This window comes from Sphingomonas caeni, assembly GCF_026013415.1.
In the GTDB taxonomy this organism is placed as follows: Bacteria; Pseudomonadota; Alphaproteobacteria; order Sphingomonadales; family Sphingomonadaceae; genus Sphingomonas; species Sphingomonas caeni.
The window spans coordinates 24,793-45,486 of sequence record NZ_JAPDOK010000007.1; the positions used below are offsets into that span (position 1 = coordinate 24,793).

Here is a 20,694-nt window from a genome sequence, read left to right on the forward strand (position 1 = left end):
TTGCGACTCGCCGGGGCTTGGCATGACATTGAGCGGCCACAATCTTTGGGCTAACCCCCACTGATGTATTGCTGCAACACCCGAAAGACAAAATGACGGCGACAGTCGCGCTGGTCGATGACGACCGCAACATCCTGACCTCGGTCTCGATCGCTCTCCAGACCGAAGGCTTCCTCACCCGCGTTTATTCGGACGGCGAGAGCGCGCTCAAAGCGCTCGTCGAGAACCCGCCCGATCTCGCCGTGCTCGACATCAAGATGCCCAAGATGGACGGGCTCGAGCTGCTGCGGCGGCTGCGCGAGAAGAGTGCGATCCCGGTCATCTTCCTGACCAGCAAGGACGATGAACTCGACGAGGCGCTGGGCCTCGCGATGGGCGCGGACGATTATATCGCCAAGCCGTTCAGCCAGCGGCTGCTGATCGCCCGCATCCGCGCGATCCTGCGCCGCACCGAGGCGAGCGTGCCCACCGCCGAGGGCGAGGAGGCGCCGGTCGCCGAAATCCTCGAGCGCGGCCGGCTGACGATGGACCCGGCGCGCCACCGCGTCACCTGGGGCGGGACCAACGTCACGCTGACGGTCACCGAGTTCCTGATCCTCGAGACGCTCGCGCAGCGCCCGGGGATCGTGAAGACGCGCAACCAGCTGATGGACGCGGCGTACCAGGACGACATCTATGTCGACGACCGCACCATCGACAGCCACATCAAGCGCGTTCGCCGCAAGTTCCGGCAGATCGATCCCGAGTTCGATGCTATCGAGACCTTGTATGGCGCCGGATACCGCTTCTCCGACGAATAGCGAGGACCGCGAGCTTGCGCTCAAATGGTCCAACCGCGTCTCGCTGACGCCACGGATTCTGGCGGTCAACATCTTCGCGCTGGCGCTGCTGGCGGGCGGCTTCTCCTATCTCGACTCCTATCGGAGCCGGATCACGGACAGCCGCATCGCCCAGGCGAGCCGCGAGGTGAAGCTGATCGCGCAGGCGATCGCCTCCGCGGGCACTTCGGACAAGACCAAGGAGACGCGCGAGCTGCTGGTGCTGAGCCTCGCGCGCGACACCGGCACGCGCATCCGCCTCTATGACGAGGAAGGCAAGCTGCTCGCCGACAGCCGGGCGTTGGGGCTGCGGAACAATCTGCTGCGCGATCCGACCAAGGATCCGACCGGCCAGGTGATCGCGCGCTTCCTCGACGCGGTGATCGATACGGTGGCCGGGGCCGACTGGGTGCCGCTCTACCGCGATCATCCCGGCGATCGCGGGCTCGACTGGCCCGACGTGCGCACCGCGCGGACGACGCATGGCTCGCCAGCGACCGTCTGGCGCGCGCCCGACCGCACGCCCGTGATCACCGCCGCCGCGCCGATCGTCGGGCTCGGCGTGGTAATGACCATGGTCAATGCGCGCGACATCACCACCACGGCGCGCGCCGAGCGATACCGGCTGGGGGTGGTGCTGCTGATCGTCTCGGTCGCGTCGATCCTGATCTCGCTGTTTCTCGCGCGGACGATCGTGCGGCCGCTGCGCCACCTCGCCCGCGCGGCGATCCGGGTGAGGCTGGGGCGCGCGCGCGAAGTGGTGGTGCCCCGCCTGCCCTCGCGCAGCGACGAAATCGGGCTGCTGGCGCGCGCGCTGTCGGACATGAGCGGCGCCCTTCGTGCACGCATCGACGCGACCGAGAGCTTCGCCGCGGACGTGACCCACGAGCTCAAGAACCCCCTTGCCTCGCTGCGCAGTGCGGTCGAGGGGCTGACGCGGGTCAAGAAGAAGGAGCAGCGCGACCTGCTGCTCGAGATCGTCCGCGACGATGTGCACCGGCTCGACCGGCTGATCACCGATATTTCCGAAGCCTCGAGGCTCGACGCGCAGCTGAGCCGCGCCAAATTCGAGCCGGTCGATGTCGGGCAGATGATCGAGGCGCTGATCGAGCAGCGCGAGACGCGCGAAATGCCCAACGACATCCGCCTCGTCTTCGACCGTGCGCCGGGGACGCGGCTGATCGTGCTCGGCGAGGGCGCACGGCTGGAGCGGGTGTTCGAGAATCTCATCGAGAACGCCGTCTCCTTCTCGCCCGCGGGCGGGCTGGTCTCGATCGCGGCGCGCAGCGATGCCTATATGCTGACCGTCCAAGTCGAGGATGAAGGCCCCGGCATCCCCGAAGAAGCGCGCGAGGACGTGTTCCGTCGCTTCCATTCGGTCCGTCCCGAAAGCGAGGCGTTCGGCCAGCATTCGGGGCTGGGGCTTGCCATCGCGCGCACGATTGTCGAAGCGCATCAGGGAAGCATCGCGATTGAATCGCGGGAGGATCGTTTGGGAGGTGCGCGCTTCGTGGTCCGCCTCCCGCTAGCCGAGAGCAACTGATGGCCGAACTGCGCGTACCCGAGCTTTCGTCCGAGACGATCCATGCGAGCTGCGTCGCGATCGGCGGCCGCGCCGTGCTGATCGAGGGGCGTTCGGGCGAGGGCAAGTCCGATCTGGCGCTGCGGCTGATCGACCGCGGCGCGCTGCTCGTCGCCGACGACCAGACGATCTGCCAACGTCAGAGCGGCAAGCTGAACGCCTCCCCGCCCCCGACGATCGCCGGCCGAATCGAGGTGCGCGGCGTGGGCATCATCGACATGCCGCATGTCGAGCGCGCGCCCGTGGACCTGCTGATTGTCATCCTCGATGCACCGCCGCGCTTTCCCGAGGACCAGCGCACCCGCCGCATCGCCGGGATCGACGTGCCGGTGCTGGCGCTCGCCGCGCTCGAGCCCTCCGCGCCGATCAAGGTGGAGCTGGCGCTCAAGCGACTCGGCGCCAAAGAACCGGAGAAATGAGCAAGCGGCGGCCCAAACAGATATTGCTCGTCACCGGCATGTCCGGCGCGGGCAAATCGACCGTGCTGCGCACGCTCGAGGATCTGGGCTGGGAGACGGTCGACAATCTACCGCTGCTGCTGCTCAACCGCCTGCTCGACACCCCCCCGCCGGAGAGCACCGAAAGCGATGACGAGCGGCCGCTGGCGATCGGCATCGGCGTGGCGACGCGCGGCTTCGACGCGGAGAGCATCGTCCGCCGGATTAAGAAGCTGCGTGAGGATCATGGTCACGATATTGGTACCCTGTTTCTTGAGTGCGCGGGGAGCGAGCTCGAGCGGCGCTATTCGGAGACGCGGCGGCGGCATCCGCTGGCGCAGGACCGGCCGGCGAGCGACGGGATCGCGCGCGAACGCGAGCTGCTGATGCCGCTCAGGCGCTGGTCGAACCGGCTGATCGACACCACCGCGCTCGGATCGAACGAGCTCGCGCAGCAGATCCGTTCGACCTTTTCGGGCGAGCGACTCGGCGAAACGGTGGTCTCGGTCATGTCCTTCGGCTTCGCGCGGGGCCTGCCGAGCAACGCCGATCTGGTGTTCGACATGCGCTTCCTGCGCAATCCACACTGGGACGAGGCGCTGCGCCCCGGCACCGGTCGCGACGCCGACGTCTCCGCCCACATCGCCGCCGATCCCGCTTATGGACAGGCGATGGCGCAGATCGAGTCGCTGCTGCTGCTCCTCCTCCCCCGCTATCAGGCGGAGGGGAAAGCCTATGTCACCATCGCCTTCGGCTGCACGGGGGGACGTCACCGCTCGGTCCATGTCGCCGAGCGGATGGCGGCGCGGTTGCGCGACGAAGGATTTTCCCCCACGGTAACTCACCGGGATTTACAGACCGCGCCGCAGGACTCACTAGAAGGAGCCCCGGTAGCTGGATCGGGGGGCGGAGTTTAGCAATGATCGGTCTCGTTCTGGTGACGCACGGGCGCCTCGCGGAGGAATTCGTCGTCGCAATGGAGCATGTCGTGGGCAAGCAGGAGCGGATCGCCACGATCTGCATCGGGCCCGACGACGATATGGAAGAACGGCGCGCGGACATCGCCAAGGCGATCGCGGACGTCGATGCCGGGCGCGGCGTGATCGTGCTGACCGATCTGTTCGGCGGCACCCCCTCGAACCTCGCCATCTCGCTGATGGTGGCGGGCCGCGTCGAGGTGATCGCGGGGATCAACCTGCCGATGCTCATCCGCCTCGACGGCGCGCGCAAGACGATGAAGGTGACCGATGCGGTCGCCGCCGCGCGCGAGGCGGGCAAGAAATATATCACCGTCGCCTCCGAGGTGCTCGGCGAGGCCGCTGCGTGAGCGAAGCGCGCCAGACCGTATTGATCGGCAACCGCCGCGGGCTGCATGCCCGCGCCAGCGCCAAGTTCGTGACGCTCGCCTCGTCGCAACCCGTGCCGCTGACGGTCGAGAAGGACGGATCGGCGGTCACCGCGACCTCGATCATGGGGCTGATGATGCTCGGCGCCGCGATGGGCGACACGATCACGATCAGCGCCCAGGGCGACGGCGCGGAAAGTGCGGTCGCGGCTTTGGTCCAGCTGGTCGAGGACCGTTTCGGGGAGGATTGACGCCCCGGCCGTTCACCCTGGCACCCGCCAGCGCACCGCCAGCCAGATGATCATCAACGTCGTCGCGATCTCGAGCGCGACGACCATCTGATATGCCGGATGGGACTTCCCGACCGTCAGGACCTCCACCGCGGTGTAGGCGACGCCCAGGAGGACATTCAGCCAGCGGCTGACCGGCGCGGGCAGCAGCACCGAAAGCGCGATCATCAGTGCTGGAACGGCCAGCAGCACCGAGACGATGATCAGCAGCGTTTCGGTCGCGGGCCCGAGCGGTCCGAGCTGGCCGGCCGCCATCCGGGCGAGCGTGCCGGGACGGTAGAGCTGGAAATAGTCATTATAGATGTAGAGCGACATCAGCGCCGCCCAGAGCGCGGCCAGCTTGACGCGCAGCGGCACGGGCAGATCCGCGCCGCGTCCTTCCCTTTCCACCATCACACCCTCCCTCGAATGACCGCAGGTGTGTAGCATGGATAATACACTCACGCGACTCCCCGGCTTGTCGTCGCTCGGCTGCGCGGGCATTAAGCCGCCGTGCCCCGCGAAATCACCGCCTTCTCCAACCCCCTCATCAAGCGCGTCCGCAATCTGCGCGACAAGAAGCATCGTCGCGAGGAAGGACTGTTCCTCGCCGAAGGGCTGCGCATCCTGACCGAGGCACGCGAGGCGGGGCGGCTGCCGCAATATCTGTTCTTCGCGGCAGATATGGCCGGGCATGCGCTGGTCAAGGCGCTCGTCACCGCGACCGAGGCGGCGGGCGGCGAGGCGATCGAGACCAATGCCGACATCCTTTCCAAACTGTCGGGCAAGGACAATCCCGGCGCGGTGGTCGGCGTCTATCCAGAATTCGCGGTGCAGCTGGAGGCGCTCGACCGGAGCAGCGCCGCGATCTGGCTGGTGGCGGAGCGGCTGCGCGATCCGGGCAATCTGGGGACGATCCTGCGCACTGCCGACGCGGTCGGCGCGGGCGGGCTGATCCTGGTCGACGAGTGCGTCGATCCTTTTTCGGTCGAGGCGGTGCGGGCGAGCATGGGGGCGCTGTTCACCGTGCCGGTGGTGCGGGCGAGTTGGGCGGAGTTCCGCGACTGGCTGCGCGAGGGGCCGGGGCAGCTGGTGGGGCTGAGCCTCGATACCAAGAGCGACTATCGCGCGGCACGCTATGCCGCCCCCACCTTCCTGCTGACCGGCAACGAGGCGCAGGGCATGCCCGATTACATGGCTGCGGAGTGCGATCTGCTGGTCAAGATCCCGATGCTGGGCAAGGCCGACAGTCTCAACGCCGCGGTGGCGACCGCGGTAATGGCGTATGAAGTGCTCAACCAGAGCCGCTGATGCATCCAGCACGGGCTTCGTGTCCGTAACCATAGCCTCTATAAGCGAGGCGAGACCGCACAAGCGGTTCGCCAACAGGGGAAGAGCCATGATCCGCCGCCTGATCGCCGCGCTTTCGGCGCTGCTGTTGTTTCCGCTCGCCGCGCAGGCGCAGCCCGCCGGCTATTTCGACAATAAAGGCCGCAGCGACATCCTGTCGGGCGGCGCGCGGATGATCACGATCGACACGCCCAGGGGCAAGTTCCGCGTCTGGACCAAGCGCGTCGGCAACAATCCCAAGCTCAAGGTGCTGCTGCTCCATGGCGGGCCCGCGGTGCCGCACGACTATCTCGAGGCGATGGACAGCTACCTGCCCGGCGCGGGGGTCGAATATTATTATTACGACCAGCTCGGCGCCGGAAACAGCGACAAGCCCGACGACGACAGCCTGTGGGTGCTCCCCCGCTTCGTCGAGGAGGTCGAGCAGGTGCGGATCGCGCTCGGGCTCGATTCGAGCAATTTCTGCCTGTTCGGCCAGAGCTGGGGCGGGCTGCTCGCGATGGAATATGCGCTGAAATATCAGCAGAATCTCAAATGCCTGATCGTCTCGAACATGATGGCCTCGATCCCCGCCTATAACGACTATGCCAGGCGCGTGATCATGCCGGCGATGGATCCCAAGGCGCTCGCCGAGATCCAGGCGATGGAGGCCGCGGGCAAGACCGAGGATCCGCATTATATGGAGCTGCTGATACCGAACCATTACGAGCAGCATTTCCTGCGCATGCCCGCGGACCAATGGCCCGAGCCGGTCAACCGCGCCTTCGCGAAGATCAACCCGCATATCTACACGATGATGCAGGGGCCGAGCGAGCTGGGCGCCGGCGGCAACCTGGTCGATTGGGACCGGTTCGCCGATCTGCCCGGGATCAAGGTGCCGACCCTGGTGATCGGCGCGCGCTACGACACGATGGACCCGGCCTATATGGAGCGGATGGCCAAGGCGTTCCCGCGCGGCGAGTTTCTCTATTGCCCCAAGGGCAGCCATATGGCGATGTATGACGACCAGCAGGTCTATTTCGCGGGGCTGCTGCGGTTCCTGAGGAAGCTCGAGTGAAACTGCTGTCCCTGCTTGCCCTGATGCTCGCCGCTCCGATGGCGCAGGACCAGTCGGCGGAGGTCGAGCATGTCGCCGACAGCTTCGATCAGGGCGACTGGTGGGGGCTTGACGTCACCGGAGAGGGTGTGGGCTCCGGGGACACGGTCGTGCTGGTCGATGGCGAGGCCGTGCGGAACGGCGACCGGGTCGAGCTGCCGACCTTCCTGGTCTATCGCCAGCCCAAGGCGAGCGGCGCGACCGGCAGCCGGTCGATCGTCACCATCGACTGCGCGGCGAACACCCAGGATGCCCGGCTGGTGGCGACCTTCTATACGGGCGGCCGCATGCGCGAGGTCTCGTCGGCGGGCTCGGGCCCGAAGCCGATCCTGCCCGCCTCGGCGCTGTACCGCTTCGCCTGCACCGGCAGCCATCGCTACGCGACCCATTTCGGCCAGGGCTCGCGGACCAGGACCGCGGCGGGCGCGTTTTCCAAATATCGCCACTGACAATCCTCCCCCGCCAGGGGGAGGTGGCGCCGAAGGCGTCGGAGGGGGAGGATACGGAACCTTGAGGTCACCGCCGTCCTCCCCCTCCGTCAGCTCCGCTGACACCTCCCCCTCGCGGGGGAGGATTGAATGTCAATCCACCTTGGCAGCTCAACCTGCGGAACCTGAACGCCAGTGTATTGTTACGGCAATGCACCGTTCAGCCACGTCATCCTAACCGGATGCCGAAGGAGTTTTCGCAATGCATATCTCAACCCTCGCCGCCGCCGGCCTGCTGACCATCGCCGCGTTCACGCCGGGCGACGCCAGCGCCCAGAATCCGGCGGAGCGCGCGCCGTACAAGGCATTGGGCACCGAGCCCTTCTGGGCGCTGACGATCACGCCGCAGACGATGAAGTTCGAACGCCCCGATGGACCCGCGGTCAGCGTGCCGACGCCGAGGGTGATCCATGGCTTTGCCGGCGAAATCTATCAGACCCGGCGCATCAACGTGAACATCGTCCACAAGCGCTGCAGCGACGGGATGAGCGACCGGACCTATCCCGACACGGTGCAGGTGAGCGTCGACGGGCGGCAATATCAGGGCTGCGGCGGCGCAGCGGCGGTGGAAGTACCGCGGCCGATCGTCGATGGCAGCTGGCGCGTCCGGTCGATCGCCGGGCGGCCGGTGGTCCCCGGCACGACCGTCACCATCCGGTTCGAGAATGGCCGGGTGAGCGGCAATACCGGGTGCAACGCATTTTCGGGCCGCTTCAGCTTCGAGCGCGGACGGCTGAGCGCCGGGCCGCTGATCACCACCAAGCGCGCCTGCACGCGCTTCACCGGCACGCAGGAGCAGGATTTTCTGCAGCTGCTCGGCCAGCGGCTGAGCGTCAGCCGGAATCGCGGCGGCAAGCTGGTGCTCACCGGCGCGCGCGGGCGGACCCTGGTGCTCGCGCCCGAGGGCGGGCGGCGCTGATCAGCGCTTCGGGCGCTGCTGGGCGATATAGGCCAGTTCGTTCTTCGCCTTGGCGTCGTTGGGATCGAGTTCGAGGCACTGGCGATACAGCGCCTCGGCCTCGTCCCAGCGGCGCAGCTCGATCAGGCTGAAGCCCATGCCGCGCCAGGCGCGGGTGAGCCAGTGGACGCGGTGGTCGCCTTGAAGGCGCTGCGCTGCGTCGGCGGCGCGGGTGAAGACGGCGAGCGCTTTGTCGAACTGCTTGAGCTCCTGATAGGCGTTGCCCAGCTCGGACAGATATTGCGAATTGATCGGCTCCATCGCGACGGCGCGCTCGAGGAACGGCACCGCCTCGTCGATGCGATGCAGGTCGACCAGCGCATAGCCCTTGGCCCAGAGCGCGAAGCACCAGCCGGTGTCGATGGCGATCATCTCCGATCGCTCCACGCCCTTTGCGGCGTCGAGATAGAGCGGCAGATCGTTCATGTCCCCAATGCAAAAGACGCGAATCCCGGCGGGATAGGTCTTTTCATATTCGGCGAGGATCGGATCGGCGAGATCGATCGCCTCGGCCGCGCGGCCTTCGCGAACGGCGTCGAACAGCTGCTGGAGCCGCTCGGCGCGCGGCGATGTGGCCCAGCTTCCCTGCGCCATCGCGGGCGACAGCGGCATGGCCGCGAGCAACAATGCCAACAAGAAGCGCATGATCCCCTCCCTCGATGCGTTCGGGCGAAGGCTAACGGGCCGAACATGAACCCGGGATAAATGCCGGTTGCGCCCACTCTACTCCGCGGCCTCGATCTCATCCGCCGGGCCGGTCACCAGCTTGGCGAGCGGGCGCGGGGCGGTTTCGATCATCGGGAGCGGCTCGATCTCCTTGGTTCCGCTCGAAACCTCCAGGGTTTCGAAGCGCTTGGCCTGCGTCATTACCTGGCTTTCGAGGCTGCCGACCATCGCATTATACGCGCCGGTCGCCGCTTCGAGGTTGCGGCCCATCCGCGCGACATGGCTGCCCATGGTGGCGAGGCGCGAATGGAGTTCCTTGCCGAGCCGGGCGATCTCGGCGGCTTCCTCGGCGAGCCGCTCCTGCCGCCACACGCTGGCGACGGTGCGCGCGATCGCGACGAGATTGGTGGGCGTGGCGAGCAGCACGCGGCGCTCGAACGCCCATTCCCACAGACCGTCGTCCTGCTCGAGCGCGGCGGTGAGGAAATGCTCGCCGGGAATGTAGAGGATCACATAGTCGGCGGCGTCGCCGAACTGCGCCCAGTAATTCTTCGAGCCGAGCTGTTCGGCGTGGCGGCGGATCGCCGCGGTGTGCGCCTGGAGGTGCGCCGTGCGCACCACCTCGTCATGCGCCTCGCTCGCGTCGAGAAAGGCGTTGAGCGAGCATTTGGCGTCGATGATCAGCTTGCGCCCGCCCGGCATGCGGACGATCACGTCGGGGCGCAGGCGCCCGTCCTCGGTGTTGACCGAAACCTCGGTCTGGAAATCGGCATAGGGCGAGAGCCCGGCCTGTTCGAGCACGTTGCGCAGGCTCTGCTCGCCCCAGCGGCCGCGCGCCTTGGGGCTCGCCCGCAGCGCATTGACCAGCTTGGCGGTCTCGTCGCGCACCTGGGTGTGGCCGGTGTGAAGCAGCGTCACCGCCTCGCGCAGCGCCTGATAGCTGCCCACCCGCTCCTTCTCGACGCTGCTCAGCCCCTCCTCATAGCGCTTGAGCGTGGCCTCGACGGGCTGGAGCAGCGCCTTCAGCTGCGCCTCGGTCTTCTCGCCGGCCTGGTGGAAGCGGGCATCGGCGCGCTCGACCAGCGTCTTCTGCGCCTCGCCGAGCACGCGGTGCGCGAGATTGGCGAACTTCTCCTCGAAGCCCTGCCCCGCCCCGCGCGTCTCGGCCAGTTCGATCTGGGCGCGGGCGAGATCGGCGGCGGCGGCACGGAAATCGGCCTCGCGCGCATCGCGCTCGGCCCGCATCTGCGCCGCGCCGCGCCCACCCAGGAACCAGCCCAGCGCGAGCCCGCCCAGCAATGCCGCGACGATCAGGATTGGGGCGAGCGAGTCCATTCAGCCTCCCGGAACAGAAAGCGAACCTAGCTGGCCGGCCGGCGAGCGGCAACCCCTTCGTCATTCCCGCGGAGGGGGATCAGGCGGCCTTACGCGCCTTGGTCAGCTTCTTCATGATCATGTCGCGCTTGAGGCGCGAGAGATGGTCGAGGAAGACGATCCCTTCGAGATGATCCATCTCGTGCTGGATGCAGGTCGCGAGCAGGCCGGTGAAGACCTCGTCATGCGCCTCGCCCTTCTCGTCGAGCCACTTCACCCGGCAGGTCGCGGGGCGCTCGACATCGGCATATTGGTCGGGGACCGACAGGCAGCCCTCGGTGTAGACATTCTGCTCTTCGGAAGGGTCGACGATCTCGGGATTGATGAAGACGCGCGGCTCGCGGATCGGCTTGCCTTCCTCATCCTCCTGCTCCTGCAGATCCATCACGATCACGCGCTTGGGCACGCCGACCTGGATCGCGGCGAGGCCGATGCCGGGGGCGTCGTACATGGTGTCGAACATGTCGCCGATCAGATCGCGCAGTTCGTCGTCGACCGTATCGACCGGAGTCGAAATGATGCGCAGCCGGGAATCCGGGACTTCGATGATGGGCAGGAGGGCCATGGGTGCGATCTAGTTTCGCTCGCGCCCGGCTGCAAGATGGGATGTCCGCTAGGCGACGGGACGCCGCGCGCGCAGCGCCTGCGCAAGCGTGCCCTCGTCGAGATAGTCGAGTTCGCCGCCGACGGGCAGGCCGTGCGCGAGCTGGGTGACGCGAACCGGATAGGCCTCAATCCGCTCGGCGATGTAATGCGCGGTGGTCTGGCCCTCGAGCGTGGCGTTCATCGCGAGCACCACCTCGTCGATCCCGCCCGCGGCGATACGGCGGACGAGGCCGTCGATCGCGAGATCCTCGGGGCGGATGCCCTCGAGCGCCGAGAGTCGGCCGCCCAGGACGTGGAAACGGCCGGGGAAGAGCCGCGAGCGATCGAGCGCCCAGAGATCGGCGACTTCCTCGACGACGCAGAGCGACCGCGCGTCGCGGCGCGGATCGGCGCAGATGGCGCAGGGGTCGGTCGTATCGACATTGCCGCAGGTGGCGCAGGTGGCGAGCCGCTGGCTGACCTGACTGAGCGCGGCGAGCAGCGGATCGAGCGCGGTTTCGCGCTTTTTGAGCAGATGAAGGACAGCGCGGCGGGCCGAACGTGGGCCAAGGCCGGGGAGCCGCGACAGGGCCTGGGTCAGCGCTTCGATTTCGGGGGAGGCCATGGTGGGGAGATAGCGAGCGGGGAACAGAAAGGAAACCTCCTCGCACGTCACCCTCACCCTTCCCACCGCCTGCGGCGGCGGGCCCCTTCCCTCTCCCATTGGGAGAGGGAGGGAGGCGCGAAGCGCCGGAAGGGTGAGGGTGACTGGCATCAGCTGACCGTTGCTCCTAAAGGCGCTGGCCATGCGTGTGATCTTCATGGGAACCCCCGAATTCGCGGTGCCGGTGCTCGATGCGCTGGTCGAGGCCGGGCACGAGGTGGTGGCGGCGTACAGCCAGCCGCCGCGGCGGGGGAATCGCGGCAAGATCGCGCCCTCGCCGGTTCAGGCGCGGGCGGAAGCGCTGGGGATCGAAGTCCGCACCCCCCTCTCCTTCCGCAAGGAGCCCGAGGCGGTGGCGGCGTTCGCGGCGCTGAAGGCCGATGTCGCGGTGGTCGCCGCCTATGGGCTGATTCTGCCGCAATCGGTGCTCGATGCGCCGCGGCTGGGATGCCTCAACGTCCATGCCTCGCTGCTGCCGCGCTGGCGCGGGGCGGCGCCGATCCAGCGGGCGATTCTGGCGGGCGACAGCGAGACCGGCGTTTGCATCATGCAGATGGAGGCGGGGTTGGATACCGGGCCGGTTCGGCTGGAAGGGCGTACTTACGCCTCGGGCAAGACCGCCGGTGAGCTCACTGCCGAGCTGAGCGCGATGGGCGCGCGGCTGATGGTCGAGGTGCTGAGCGATATCGACGCCTATCCGCCGGTCGCGCAACCGGAGGAAGGGGTGACCTACGCGGCCAAGATCGACAAGTCAGAGACGCAGCTCAACTTTTCACAGATCGCCTTCGCGGTCGTGCGGCAGATACAGGCGTTCAATCCGCCGGGAGCCTGGTTTGAGTTCCAAGGCGAGCGAATTCGCATCCTTGACGCTTACGTGATGCCCGCAGAAGGCGCGCCCGGCATGACGCTCACAGATGATCTGAAGATCGCCTGCAAGCCCGGCGCCATCCGCCCGCTAAAGGTCCAGCGTGCAGGCCGTGGCGTCATGACGGCGGAGGAACTCCTCCGCGGCTTCCCGATTCCCGCGGGCACGCAGCTTTGACCCGCTTCGCGCTCACCGTGGAATATGACGGCCGCCCCTTCATGGGCTGGCAGCGGCAGGATCACGGCCCCAGCGTCCAGCAGGCGATCGAGGAGGCCGCGTTCGAGGTGACGGGCGAGACCGTCGCCTGCCACGCGGCGGGGCGGACCGATGCCGGCGTCCATGCGCTCGGCATGCGCGCGCATATCGATATCGCGCGGCCGATCACGCCGTTCCGGCTGATGGAAGCGCTCAATGCCAAGCTGCGGCCGGCGCCGGTGGCGATCCTCGAGTGCGAGATGGTCGCGGGCGGCTGGCACGCGCGCTTTTCCTGCATCGCGCGGCATTACGAGTATCGCATCATCCAGCGTCGCGCGCCGCTGACCTGGGAAAAGGGCCTGGCGTGGCGGATCGCGAACGAGCTCGACGCCGGGGCGATGGCCGAGGGCGCGGCGCGGCTGCTAGGCCGGCACGATTTCACCACCTTCCGTTCAGCGCATTGCCAGGCGGACAGCCCCTTGCGGACGCTCGACCGGCTCGACGTGGCGCGCGAAGGCGAGCGGATCACCGTCCGCGCCTCGGCGCGGTCGTTCCTCCACCATCAGGTGCGGTCGATGGTGGGCTGCCTGGCGCTGGTCGGCCAGGGGAAATGGACGGCCGACGACATGAGCGCGGCGCTCGAGGCGAAGGATCGTGCGGCGCTGGGGCTCAACGCGCCTTCGGACGGGCTGTTCTTTCTGCGGGCGGATTATCCTTGAATCCCTCTCCCTTTGGGAGAGGGAGGGAGCCGACGAAGTCGGCGGAAGGGTGAGGGTGAACCGTCACCCTCATCCTTCCCACCGCTTCGCGGCGGGCCCCTTCCTTCTCCCAAAGGGAGAAGGAGTTAGCGGCTGAACCGCGCCGCCAGCTCGACATGGGTGGACCAGCGGAACTGGCCTACCGGCTGGATCCAGTCGAGCGTGTAGCCGCCTTTGCACAGAATATCGGCATCGCGCACGAACGTATTGGGATTGCACGATACATAGGCGATCAACTTAACGCTCGACGCCGCCAGCTCGGCCGCCTGCTCCTTGGCGCCGGCGCGCGGGGGATCGAGCACCACCGCGTTGAAATTATTGAGATCGGCGGGGGTCAGCGGGCGGCGGAACAGGTCGCGGTGATCGGCGAAGACCTGGCGCTGGGCCATGCCCGCAGCCGCCTTGAGCGAGAGGAGCGGATCGCGCGCGCCCTCCGCCGCATAGATTCGGGCATTTGGAAAGGCGAAGGTGAAGGTGCCCAGCCCGGCGAACAGGTCCGCGATCGTATCGGCATCGGCGGCGATCTCGTAGACCGAGGCGACCAGCGCCGCCTCCCCTTCCGCGGTCGCCTGGAGGAAGCTGCCGCCCGGAAAGGGCACGGGAACGCCCCCGAGCGTCACCGTCACCGGATCGGGCTCCCAGCGTGCCGTCGGCCCGAAACCCTCGTCGATCGCCAGCCGCGCGAGCTTGTGGCGGCGCGCGAAACCCGTGAGCGCCTCGGCGGCGGCGAGGCCTTCTGCGTCGAGCCCGTCGATCAGCACGTCGCGGCCCTGATCGGTGAGGGCGAGATGGACGTTGATTCGCCTCGTGTTGGGGAGCAGGCCCGCCAGCAGGCCCCGCAGCGGCGCGATCAGCGCGAACAGCTCGGGCGCCAGCACCCAGCATTCGTCGAGATCGACCAGCGCATGGCTGCCCGCCTGCGTGAAGCCCATATGGATCTGGCGGCCGCGCCGTTCGGCGTGGAGCGTGGCGCGGCGGCGGGTCTTGGGCGGCGAGAGCAAAGGCGCGCGAATCTCGGCGCTCAGCCCGTTGGCGGCAAGCGCGGCGGCGATGCGATCGACGATGAACTGGCTCCACGCCGCCTCATCGAGATGCTGGAGCTGGCAGCCGCCGCAGACCGGGAAATGCTTGCAGGGCGGGCGCTGATGGTTGGGCCCGGGGATCAGCGTGCCGTCCGCCATCAGCCGATCGCCGGGGGCCGCCAGCGGCGCGTGGCGGCCATCGGCGGTGACCCCGTCGCCGCGCGAGAGCACGCGGACGATCTCGTCTTCTACAGGCATTGCGCGAGCGCTCCGGGGATATGATCGATCAGCGTATCGGCGATGAAGGCGGGTCCGGCACGGTGCGCGGCCCCGGCGTGGAGCCAGACGGCAGCCTCCGCCGCCTCGGTCCCGCGCTGGCCTCCGGCGACGCGCGCGGCGAGCAGGCCGGCGAGGATGTCGCCGGTACCCGCGGTCGACAGCCATGGCGTCGCGCCCGCCAGCACACGGACGTCGCCCTGGGGCGAAGCGATGACGGTGTCGCCGCCCTTGTGGATCACCGTCGCCCCGGTTTCGGCGGCTGCGGCGAGGGTACGCTCGATCTTGCTGCCCTCGATTTCGAACATGCGGTCGAATTCGCCGGCATGCGGGGTCAGCCAGGCGGGCGCGGCGCGGCCGTTCAGCCAGCGCCCCGCCCCGCGCCCGAGCAGGCTGAGCGCGTCGCCATCGAGCACCAGCGGGTGCGCGGAGGCGAGCGCGGCCTTGAGCATATTCTCGGCGCGCCGCTCGCGGCCGAGGCCGGGCCCGATCACCAGCGCGTCGATCCGCTCGTCGGCGAGGAAATCGACCAGCGCATCGGCGCCGTCGATCGCGCGGCGGACCAGCGCATCGGGGCCGCCCTCGCCGCTTCCCGCAAGCGTGACATAGCCTGCCCCACCCGCCATCGCCGCGCCCGCCGCGAGCCGCGCCGCGCCGGGCATCGCGCCTTCGACGATCGCGACCATACCGCGGCTGTACTTGTGATCATGCGCGCCCGGCGCGCGCAACCGGGGCCGGGCGACGGTACGCCAGCTGGTATCGACCCGAATGCCGATATCCGCGAGCAGGACATGGCCGCATTTCTCCAGGCCAGCCGCTAGCACATGCGCAGGCTTGAGCGCGGCGAGCGCGATGGTGGCGGTGACACGCTGGGCGCCGAGATCCTCGCCGCTATCGGTGTCGAGGCCCGAGGGGAGATCGATCGCGAGGCTGAACTCGGCGGCCTTGATCAGGTCCGCCATCAGCGCCCGGGGTCCGCGCTCGATCGGGCGCGCAAGACCGGTGCCGAACAGCCCGTCGATCACGAAGGGCCGCGCGCGGGCTTCGTAGAGCGAGGTGGTCGGCCCCTCCCAGGCGCGGAACATGGCTTCGGCGGCGCCGGTTTTGGGCTCGCCCAGCGCGGCGACGCTGACGTCATGCCCCGAGGCCTTCAACAGCCGGGCGGCGACATAGGCGTCCCCGCCATTGTTTCCCGGCCCGGCGAGCACCAGGATCGGGCGGCCCAGCGCGAAGCGCGCCGCCTCGCGGGCGACCGCCTCGCCTGCCCGCTCCATGACGTCGTGCTGGCTTTCGTGGCGGAAGGCACGCTCTTCGGCCGCGCGCATCGCGTCGGCGGTGACGATGGGGGCGTTTGCCGGGATCATTTCGCCTTTTTCTGCCCGCGAACGGTGGCGGGCAAGCGATAGTGGGCGCCCGCGATCGACACTTCGATCAGATCGTCCGCGAGCGGCGTGACCTGCGCCTGTTCGGCACCGTCGGCGGCGATCACGCCGCGCCCGTCCCTGGTGACCAGCAGGCGGCGAAAACCGCCGTCCGGGTGGCGCAGCGTCAGGTACAGCCCGTCCTGCGACTGGGTCCGGTCGATCGCGCAGACATAGGCGAAGGCGTTCGCGCCGGGAGTGAGGCATTCGATCTTGCCCTCGGCCTCGGCGATCGCGCGCTCGCTACGGGCGGCCTTGGCCTGGGCGACCTTGTCCGGGAGCTTCTGATCGCAGGCGGCGAGGAGGAGGAGCGTCGCGAGCGCGCTAGATATCCGCGTAGACATGGGTTTCGGCGCTGGCTCCCGGGTGCGTCACCGCGCCCTTATAGGCAGGACCGACATTCTGCGCATAGCGCCACAATGCGCCAGCCTGATAGTTGTTGGTGCGCGGCTGCCAGTTGGCGCGGCGTTCGGCCAGCACGGCTTCGTCGACCAGCAGATCGATGGTCCCCGCCTCGGCATCGATGCGGATCGTGTCGCCATCCTCGATCAGCGCGATCGGGCCGCAATCGGCGGCCTCGGGGCCGACATGGCCGATGCAGAAGCCGCGCGTCGCGCCCGAGAAGCGGCCGTCGGTGATCAGCGCGACCTTCTCGCCCATGCCCTGGCCATAGAGCGCGGCGGTGGTGGAGAGCATTTCGCGCATGCCCGGACCGCCCTTGGGCCCCTCGTAGCGGATGACGATGACCTCGCCGTCGTTGATCTGACGCGCCTCGACCGCGGCGAAGCAGGGCTCCTCGCGGTCGAACACGCGCGCCGGGCCCTCGAACACCAGATTGTGGAGGCCGGCGACCTTCACGATCGCGCCTTCGGGCGCCAGCGAGCCCCTGAGGCCGACGACACCGCCCGTCGGCGTGATCGGCGTCTTGGCGTCATAGATGACTTTCTGGTCGGGATTCCAGGTAACTAGCTCGATATTCTCGGCGAGCGTCTTGCCCGTCACGGTCATGCAATCGCCGTGGAGATAGCCCTCCGCCAGCAGCGACTTCATCAGCATATAGACGCCGCCCGCATCGTACATGTCGCGCGCCAGATACTGGCCGCCGGGCTGGAGATCGGCGCAATAGGGGGTGGTCTTGAAGATTTCGGCGACGTCGAACAGGTCAAATTCGATCCCCGCCTCGCTCGCCATTGCGGGGAGATGGAGCCCGCCATTGGTCGATCCCCCGGTCGCGGCGACGATGCGCGCGGCATTTTCGAAGGCCTGGCGGGTGCAGATGTCGCGCGGGCGGATATTCGCCGCGAGCAGCTCCATCACCTGCGCGCCCGCGGCGACCGCGATCTGTTCACGCGTACTATAAGGTGCTGGCACCATATTGCTGTTCGGCAAGGATAAGCCGATCGCCTCGCCGACGCACGCCATGGTGTTGGCGGTATATTGCCCGCCGCATGCGCCATGGCCGGGGCAAGCGACGCGTTCGAGTTCGTGCACCTCGGAGAGCGGGCAGTTGCCGGCGGCATAGCGGCCGACCACCTCGAACACGTCCTTCACGCTCACGTCCTTGCCGTGGAAGCGGCCCGGCAGGATCGATCCGCCATAGACGAAGATGCTGGGCACGTTGAGCCGCAGCATCGCCATCATCATGCCGGGCAGCGACTTGTCGCACCCCGCAAAGCCGACCAGCGCGTCATAGCAATGGCCGCGCACGCTGAGCTCGACCGAATCCGCGATCACCTCACGGCTGGCGAGCGACGAGTGCATCCCCTGATGCCCCATCGCGATGCCGTCGGTCACGGTGATGGTGTTGAAGCGGCGCGGCATGCCGCCGCCCTGCTCCACGCCCTTGCGCGCGGCATCGGCCTGGGCATCGAGCGTGGTGTTGCACGGCGCGCTGTCATTGCCCGCGCTGGCGATGCCGACGAACGGCCGCGCGATCTCCTCTTCGGTGAGGCCCATCGCGTAATAATAGCTGCGGTGCGGGGCGCGCTCGGGGCCGACGGAGACGTGGCGCGACGGCAGGCGGGATTTGTCGAATCGCTGGGTCATGATGGCGCGGCCCTAATGCCGGACGGGTCGGTCACGCAAGATGATTGCGCAAATGATCCGTCAATTGTGCTAAAATATCCGTCCAATGTTGCACGCCGGCCTCATCGCGGATCAGATCGTTGCGGATCTCGATAGCGATCGAGGGGATGCCATTGGCCTCTGCATGCCGGTTGAGCGTCGCATTGAGCAGCTTGCCTGAGTAAGGCTCGTTGTCGCCGGTCACGAAGCCCTGCCCGCGGAGCCAGCCGATCGCGGGGCGCGCGGCACTCTCGTCCCGATTATAGAGGATGCCGACCTGCCAGGGGCGCGGCGTGCCCCCCTGTTCGAGCCGGGGCGTGAAGCTGTGGATCGAGAGGATCAGCACCGGGCGATGCGCGCGGATGCGGTTCTCGATCAGCGTGTGATAGGGGATATGGAAGCGGGTCAGCCGCTCCTCAGTCTCGATCTCAAGATTGCCGTATATCGCATAGCCATCGCTTGCCTTCGGGACGAGATTCGGGTGATCGGGTTCGCGGTGGAGATCGAGGACGAGGCGCGAAACGCCGCCCAGGATCGCGGGGGCATCGAGCCGTTCGGCAAGCGCGCGCGTGACCGGGCCGGCGCCGATATCGACCGCGATATGGAGATCGAGCAGCTCGGGCGCGATGCCGAGATCGATATCGTCGGGCACATGGTTCGAGGCATGGTCGCACAGCAACAGCACATCCGCCGCGCCGCCTTCGATCACTTCGCTCATGGGAAGCTCGGCCTCCGCCGCTCGCGGAACGCCTTCACCCCTTCGGCGAACTCCTCGCCCGCGAAACAGGCGTCGAATGCGGCATCGAGCGCGGGATCGCTCGGATCGGCGAGGGTGCGCTTGAGCAGCTTCATCGCGCCCGGCGCATTGGCGGCGATCCGATCGGCAAAGGCGCGGGCGAGCGGCTCGGGCTCCTCCCAGCGGAGTTCGACCAGACCCATCTCATGCGCATCCGCGGCATCGACGATCTCGCCGGTGAACAGCATCCGCGCGGCATTGCCCTTGCCGATCTGGGCGATCAGCCGGGCAACGTCCTCGCGCGGATAGCCGAGGCCGAGCTTGGCGGGGGTCGACGCGAATTGCGCGCCGTCGCCCGCGACGCGCAGGTCGCAGGCCAGGACGAGCGCGATCGCCGCACCGAAACAGCCGCCGTCGATCACCGCGATGCACGGCATGGGTAGCGCGGCGATGGCCTCGATCCCGGCGCGCATCACCTCGCGGAAGCGGGTGGGATCGTCGCCGGTGAAGCGCTGGAATTCGGCGATATCGGCGCCCGCGGAGAAGATCACCGGCACCTCCGAGCGCAGGATCGCCACCCGGGCGTCGCCGGCAGCGATCTCGGCGGCGGTCTCGGCGAGCTGCAGCCAGCCGGTGGTCGGCAGCGCATTCCGCGCCGCGGGACGGTTCAGGGTGATGGTGGCGACATGGCCGTCGCGGTCGAGGCGGATCATGGGGCGGCTCTAGCCCGATGCGCACCCGCCTGTGAAGGCGGGGATGGCGCGCGCCGAAGCGCGGACCACCGACGGACGTCCCGCTCCTGGCGTCTGATCCGCTGGGGACGTTATGCGCCCGGAAGTGACAACAGGGGGTTTGCGGGAGTGGTAAACGCCGTCGGTCACCCGTTGATGCTCTCCCTACGGATCAAGATGGAGAGACTGCGATGAGGCCTAATCCCAACGCGCGGTTTCATTCAGCGCGAGCCATCACCTCCTGCAACAGGAGTTCGAAGGGTCCCTTATAAGGCTCTACTTGATTTTTGGTCGGTAGGGATTCGCGCTGCCGGATGAGAAAGTGAGTGTGCAAGTCAGCAATTGGGCGAGCTTCGTGCTCCAGACGTTCAAGCATTGGTTTGACGCTGCGGCCTGCTTGAGAAACAACAGCGCCGAATGTCTGCTGGCCAAATACCGGGGGCACATGGTTCATTATCGCCCGGATCAATAGCACCGACGATAGATAGTTCCCGCGCCGATAGGCATCGTCGAGCTCTTCGCAAAATCTGATCAGCTTTTTGAAATCGAAAGTCGTGGGCGTCGCAGCGCGGAGCTGCACGAGCACTTCAGGAGCAATGAAGACCGAATTGAGAATGATTTCGTTTTCGTACGCCGGGCTTTCGGCCACCTCCTTGAGATAATCGATGACAGCCATCAGCCCGTCTTTCTGGATATATGCCTCAACGATGTGCTGGGGTTGCTCGACCAGCGCATCCAGCATTGCCAATAACTCGGGATCGCCAATCCGACGTGCCGCCGCGAAGAAGCGTGTGGTGATCCTGCTGAAAGCCGCCAGGTAGGCAGTTTCCTTGTCGGGGTCATCGCTAGGGCCGCATTTCTCCAATGGGAATTCTTCGATCTGGTGGGCAAGATCGAGAGCAAGGCGTAGCTTGGGGGTCACAAGAGTCTCTCAATTGAGCGGCAAAGTTGTCGTCGCATTTGACGGTCACAATTACCACATCTGCGCTTCTTG

At 67.4% G+C, this 20,694-nt stretch carries 24 protein-coding genes; 12 read left to right on the top strand and 12 right to left on the bottom strand.

Annotated features, from left to right (window positions below; genetic code table 11):
* The first annotated feature begins 92 nt into the window (after positions 1–92).
* The 6 genes from OF829_RS16020 to OF829_RS16045 are packed head-to-tail and all read left to right on the top strand — an operon-like array spanning position 93 to position 4,433.
* Positions 93–800, top strand: a complete 708-nt coding sequence (locus tag OF829_RS16020; RefSeq protein ID WP_264941125.1) for a response regulator transcription factor — start codon at positions 93–95, stop codon at positions 798–800.
* Entirely contained in the window at positions 769–2,361 is a 1,593-nt protein-coding gene (locus OF829_RS16025) for a sensor histidine kinase (RefSeq protein WP_264941126.1), read from the top strand. Before OF829_RS16020 ends, OF829_RS16025 begins: the two co-directional genes overlap by 32 nt.
* A complete protein-coding gene (locus tag OF829_RS16030) occupies positions 2,361–2,819 on the top strand; it encodes an HPr kinase/phosphorylase (protein WP_264941127.1) in 459 nt (152 codons plus the stop codon). The genes OF829_RS16025 and OF829_RS16030 overlap by 1 nt, the downstream gene beginning before the upstream one ends.
* Complete coding sequence (gene rapZ, locus OF829_RS16035) at positions 2,816–3,754, top strand: RNase adapter RapZ (RefSeq protein WP_264941128.1); 939 nt, start codon at positions 2,816–2,818, stop codon at positions 3,752–3,754. Before OF829_RS16030 ends, rapZ begins: the two co-directional genes overlap by 4 nt.
* Before the next feature lie 2 nt (positions 3,755–3,756).
* Complete coding sequence (locus OF829_RS16040; RefSeq protein WP_264941129.1) at positions 3,757–4,164, top strand: PTS sugar transporter subunit IIA; 408 nt, start codon at positions 3,757–3,759, stop codon at positions 4,162–4,164.
* A complete protein-coding gene (locus tag OF829_RS16045; RefSeq protein WP_264941130.1) occupies positions 4,161–4,433 on the top strand; it encodes an HPr family phosphocarrier protein in 273 nt (90 codons plus the stop codon). The genes OF829_RS16040 and OF829_RS16045 overlap by 4 nt, the downstream gene beginning before the upstream one ends.
* A gap of 12 nt (positions 4,434–4,445) precedes the next feature.
* Here the strand turns inward: OF829_RS16045 and OF829_RS16050 are convergent, their stop codons facing one another.
* Positions 4,446–4,865, bottom strand: coding sequence for a DUF6326 family protein (locus OF829_RS16050; protein WP_264941131.1), 420 nt, complete (start codon positions 4,863–4,865; stop codon positions 4,446–4,448).
* 99 nt (positions 4,866–4,964) lie between these two features.
* Between OF829_RS16050 and OF829_RS16055 the strand changes: the two genes are divergently transcribed.
* The 4 genes from OF829_RS16055 to OF829_RS16070 all read left to right on the top strand — a co-directional run bounded on the left by OF829_RS16055 (position 4,965) and on the right by OF829_RS16070 (position 8,304).
* Positions 4,965–5,762, top strand: coding sequence for a TrmH family RNA methyltransferase (locus OF829_RS16055; protein ID WP_264941132.1), 798 nt, complete (start codon positions 4,965–4,967; stop codon positions 5,760–5,762).
* An 88-nt stretch (positions 5,763–5,850) separates the two neighbouring features.
* Positions 5,851–6,858 carry a proline iminopeptidase-family hydrolase gene (locus tag OF829_RS16060; RefSeq protein ID WP_264941133.1) on the top strand — a complete coding sequence of 336 codons (1,008 nt, stop codon included), beginning with the start codon at positions 5,851–5,853 and terminating at the stop codon, positions 6,856–6,858.
* Positions 6,855–7,346 (top strand): hypothetical protein, encoded by a 492-nt coding sequence (locus OF829_RS16065; RefSeq protein ID WP_264941134.1) that lies wholly within the window; start codon positions 6,855–6,857, stop codon positions 7,344–7,346. The genes OF829_RS16060 and OF829_RS16065 overlap by 4 nt, the downstream gene beginning before the upstream one ends.
* 241 nt (positions 7,347–7,587) lie before the next feature.
* Positions 7,588–8,304, top strand: a complete 717-nt coding sequence (locus OF829_RS16070) for an META domain-containing protein (RefSeq protein ID WP_264941136.1) — start codon at positions 7,588–7,590, stop codon at positions 8,302–8,304.
* On the opposite strand, the gene OF829_RS16075 is transcribed toward OF829_RS16070, so the two are convergent.
* From OF829_RS16075 to recR, 4 genes are all read right to left on the bottom strand, one after another.
* Positions 8,305–8,988, bottom strand: coding sequence for a tetratricopeptide repeat protein (locus OF829_RS16075; RefSeq protein ID WP_264941137.1), 684 nt, complete (start codon positions 8,986–8,988; stop codon positions 8,305–8,307). It lies immediately after the preceding gene.
* Between the two features lie 78 nt (positions 8,989–9,066).
* A complete protein-coding gene (locus OF829_RS16080) occupies positions 9,067–10,344 on the bottom strand; it encodes a DNA recombination protein RmuC (protein WP_264941138.1) in 1,278 nt (425 codons plus the stop codon).
* A 79-nt stretch (positions 10,345–10,423) separates the two neighbouring features.
* The gene (gene def / locus OF829_RS16085; protein ID WP_264941139.1) at positions 10,424–10,948 is read right to left on the bottom strand and encodes a peptide deformylase; all 525 of its coding nucleotides are present in this window, start codon (positions 10,946–10,948) and stop codon (positions 10,424–10,426) included.
* Positions 10,949–10,996: 48 nt separating this feature from the next.
* Positions 10,997–11,593, bottom strand: coding sequence for a recombination mediator RecR (recR, locus tag OF829_RS16090; RefSeq protein ID WP_264941140.1), 597 nt, complete (start codon positions 11,591–11,593; stop codon positions 10,997–10,999).
* A gap of 181 nt (positions 11,594–11,774) precedes the next feature.
* Here recR and fmt point away from each other — a divergent pair, with 181 nt between their 5' ends.
* Both fmt and truA read left to right on the top strand, forming a co-directional pair.
* The gene (gene fmt / locus OF829_RS16095; RefSeq protein ID WP_264941141.1) at positions 11,775–12,674 is read left to right on the top strand and encodes a methionyl-tRNA formyltransferase; all 900 of its coding nucleotides are present in this window, start codon (positions 11,775–11,777) and stop codon (positions 12,672–12,674) included.
* A complete protein-coding gene (truA, locus tag OF829_RS16100; RefSeq protein WP_264941142.1) occupies positions 12,671–13,411 on the top strand; it encodes a tRNA pseudouridine(38-40) synthase TruA in 741 nt (246 codons plus the stop codon). The genes fmt and truA overlap by 4 nt, the downstream gene beginning before the upstream one ends.
* A 125-nt stretch (positions 13,412–13,536) precedes the next feature.
* Here the strand turns inward: truA and OF829_RS16105 are convergent, their stop codons facing one another.
* The 7 genes from OF829_RS16105 to OF829_RS16135 all read right to left on the bottom strand — a co-directional run bounded on the left by OF829_RS16105 (position 13,537) and on the right by OF829_RS16135 (position 20,622).
* A complete protein-coding gene (locus OF829_RS16105) occupies positions 13,537–14,730 on the bottom strand; it encodes a class I SAM-dependent RNA methyltransferase (RefSeq protein ID WP_264941143.1) in 1,194 nt (397 codons plus the stop codon).
* Positions 14,721–16,112 (bottom strand): NAD(P)H-hydrate dehydratase, encoded by a 1,392-nt coding sequence (locus OF829_RS16110; RefSeq protein ID WP_264941144.1) that lies wholly within the window; start codon positions 16,110–16,112, stop codon positions 14,721–14,723. Before OF829_RS16110 ends, OF829_RS16105 begins: the two co-directional genes overlap by 10 nt.
* Positions 16,109–16,513, bottom strand: coding sequence for a hypothetical protein (locus OF829_RS16115; RefSeq protein ID WP_264941145.1), 405 nt, complete (start codon positions 16,511–16,513; stop codon positions 16,109–16,111). The genes OF829_RS16110 and OF829_RS16115 overlap by 4 nt, the downstream gene beginning before the upstream one ends.
* A complete protein-coding gene (ilvD, locus tag OF829_RS16120; RefSeq protein ID WP_264941146.1) occupies positions 16,494–18,215 on the bottom strand; it encodes a dihydroxy-acid dehydratase in 1,722 nt (573 codons plus the stop codon). Before ilvD ends, OF829_RS16115 begins: the two co-directional genes overlap by 20 nt.
* Positions 18,216–18,246: 31 nt before the next feature.
* Entirely contained in the window at positions 18,247–18,951 is a 705-nt protein-coding gene (locus OF829_RS16125; protein ID WP_264941147.1) for an N-formylglutamate amidohydrolase, read from the bottom strand.
* Positions 18,948–19,682: an enoyl-CoA hydratase/isomerase family protein gene (locus tag OF829_RS16130; RefSeq protein ID WP_264941148.1), complete on the bottom strand. Its 735-nt coding sequence runs from the start codon at positions 19,680–19,682 to the stop codon at positions 18,948–18,950. The genes OF829_RS16125 and OF829_RS16130 overlap by 4 nt, the downstream gene beginning before the upstream one ends.
* Before the next feature lie 235 nt (positions 19,683–19,917).
* The gene (locus OF829_RS16135; RefSeq protein WP_264941149.1) at positions 19,918–20,622 is read right to left on the bottom strand and encodes a hypothetical protein; all 705 of its coding nucleotides are present in this window, start codon (positions 20,620–20,622) and stop codon (positions 19,918–19,920) included.
* Between the last annotated feature and the right edge of the window lie 72 nt (positions 20,623–20,694).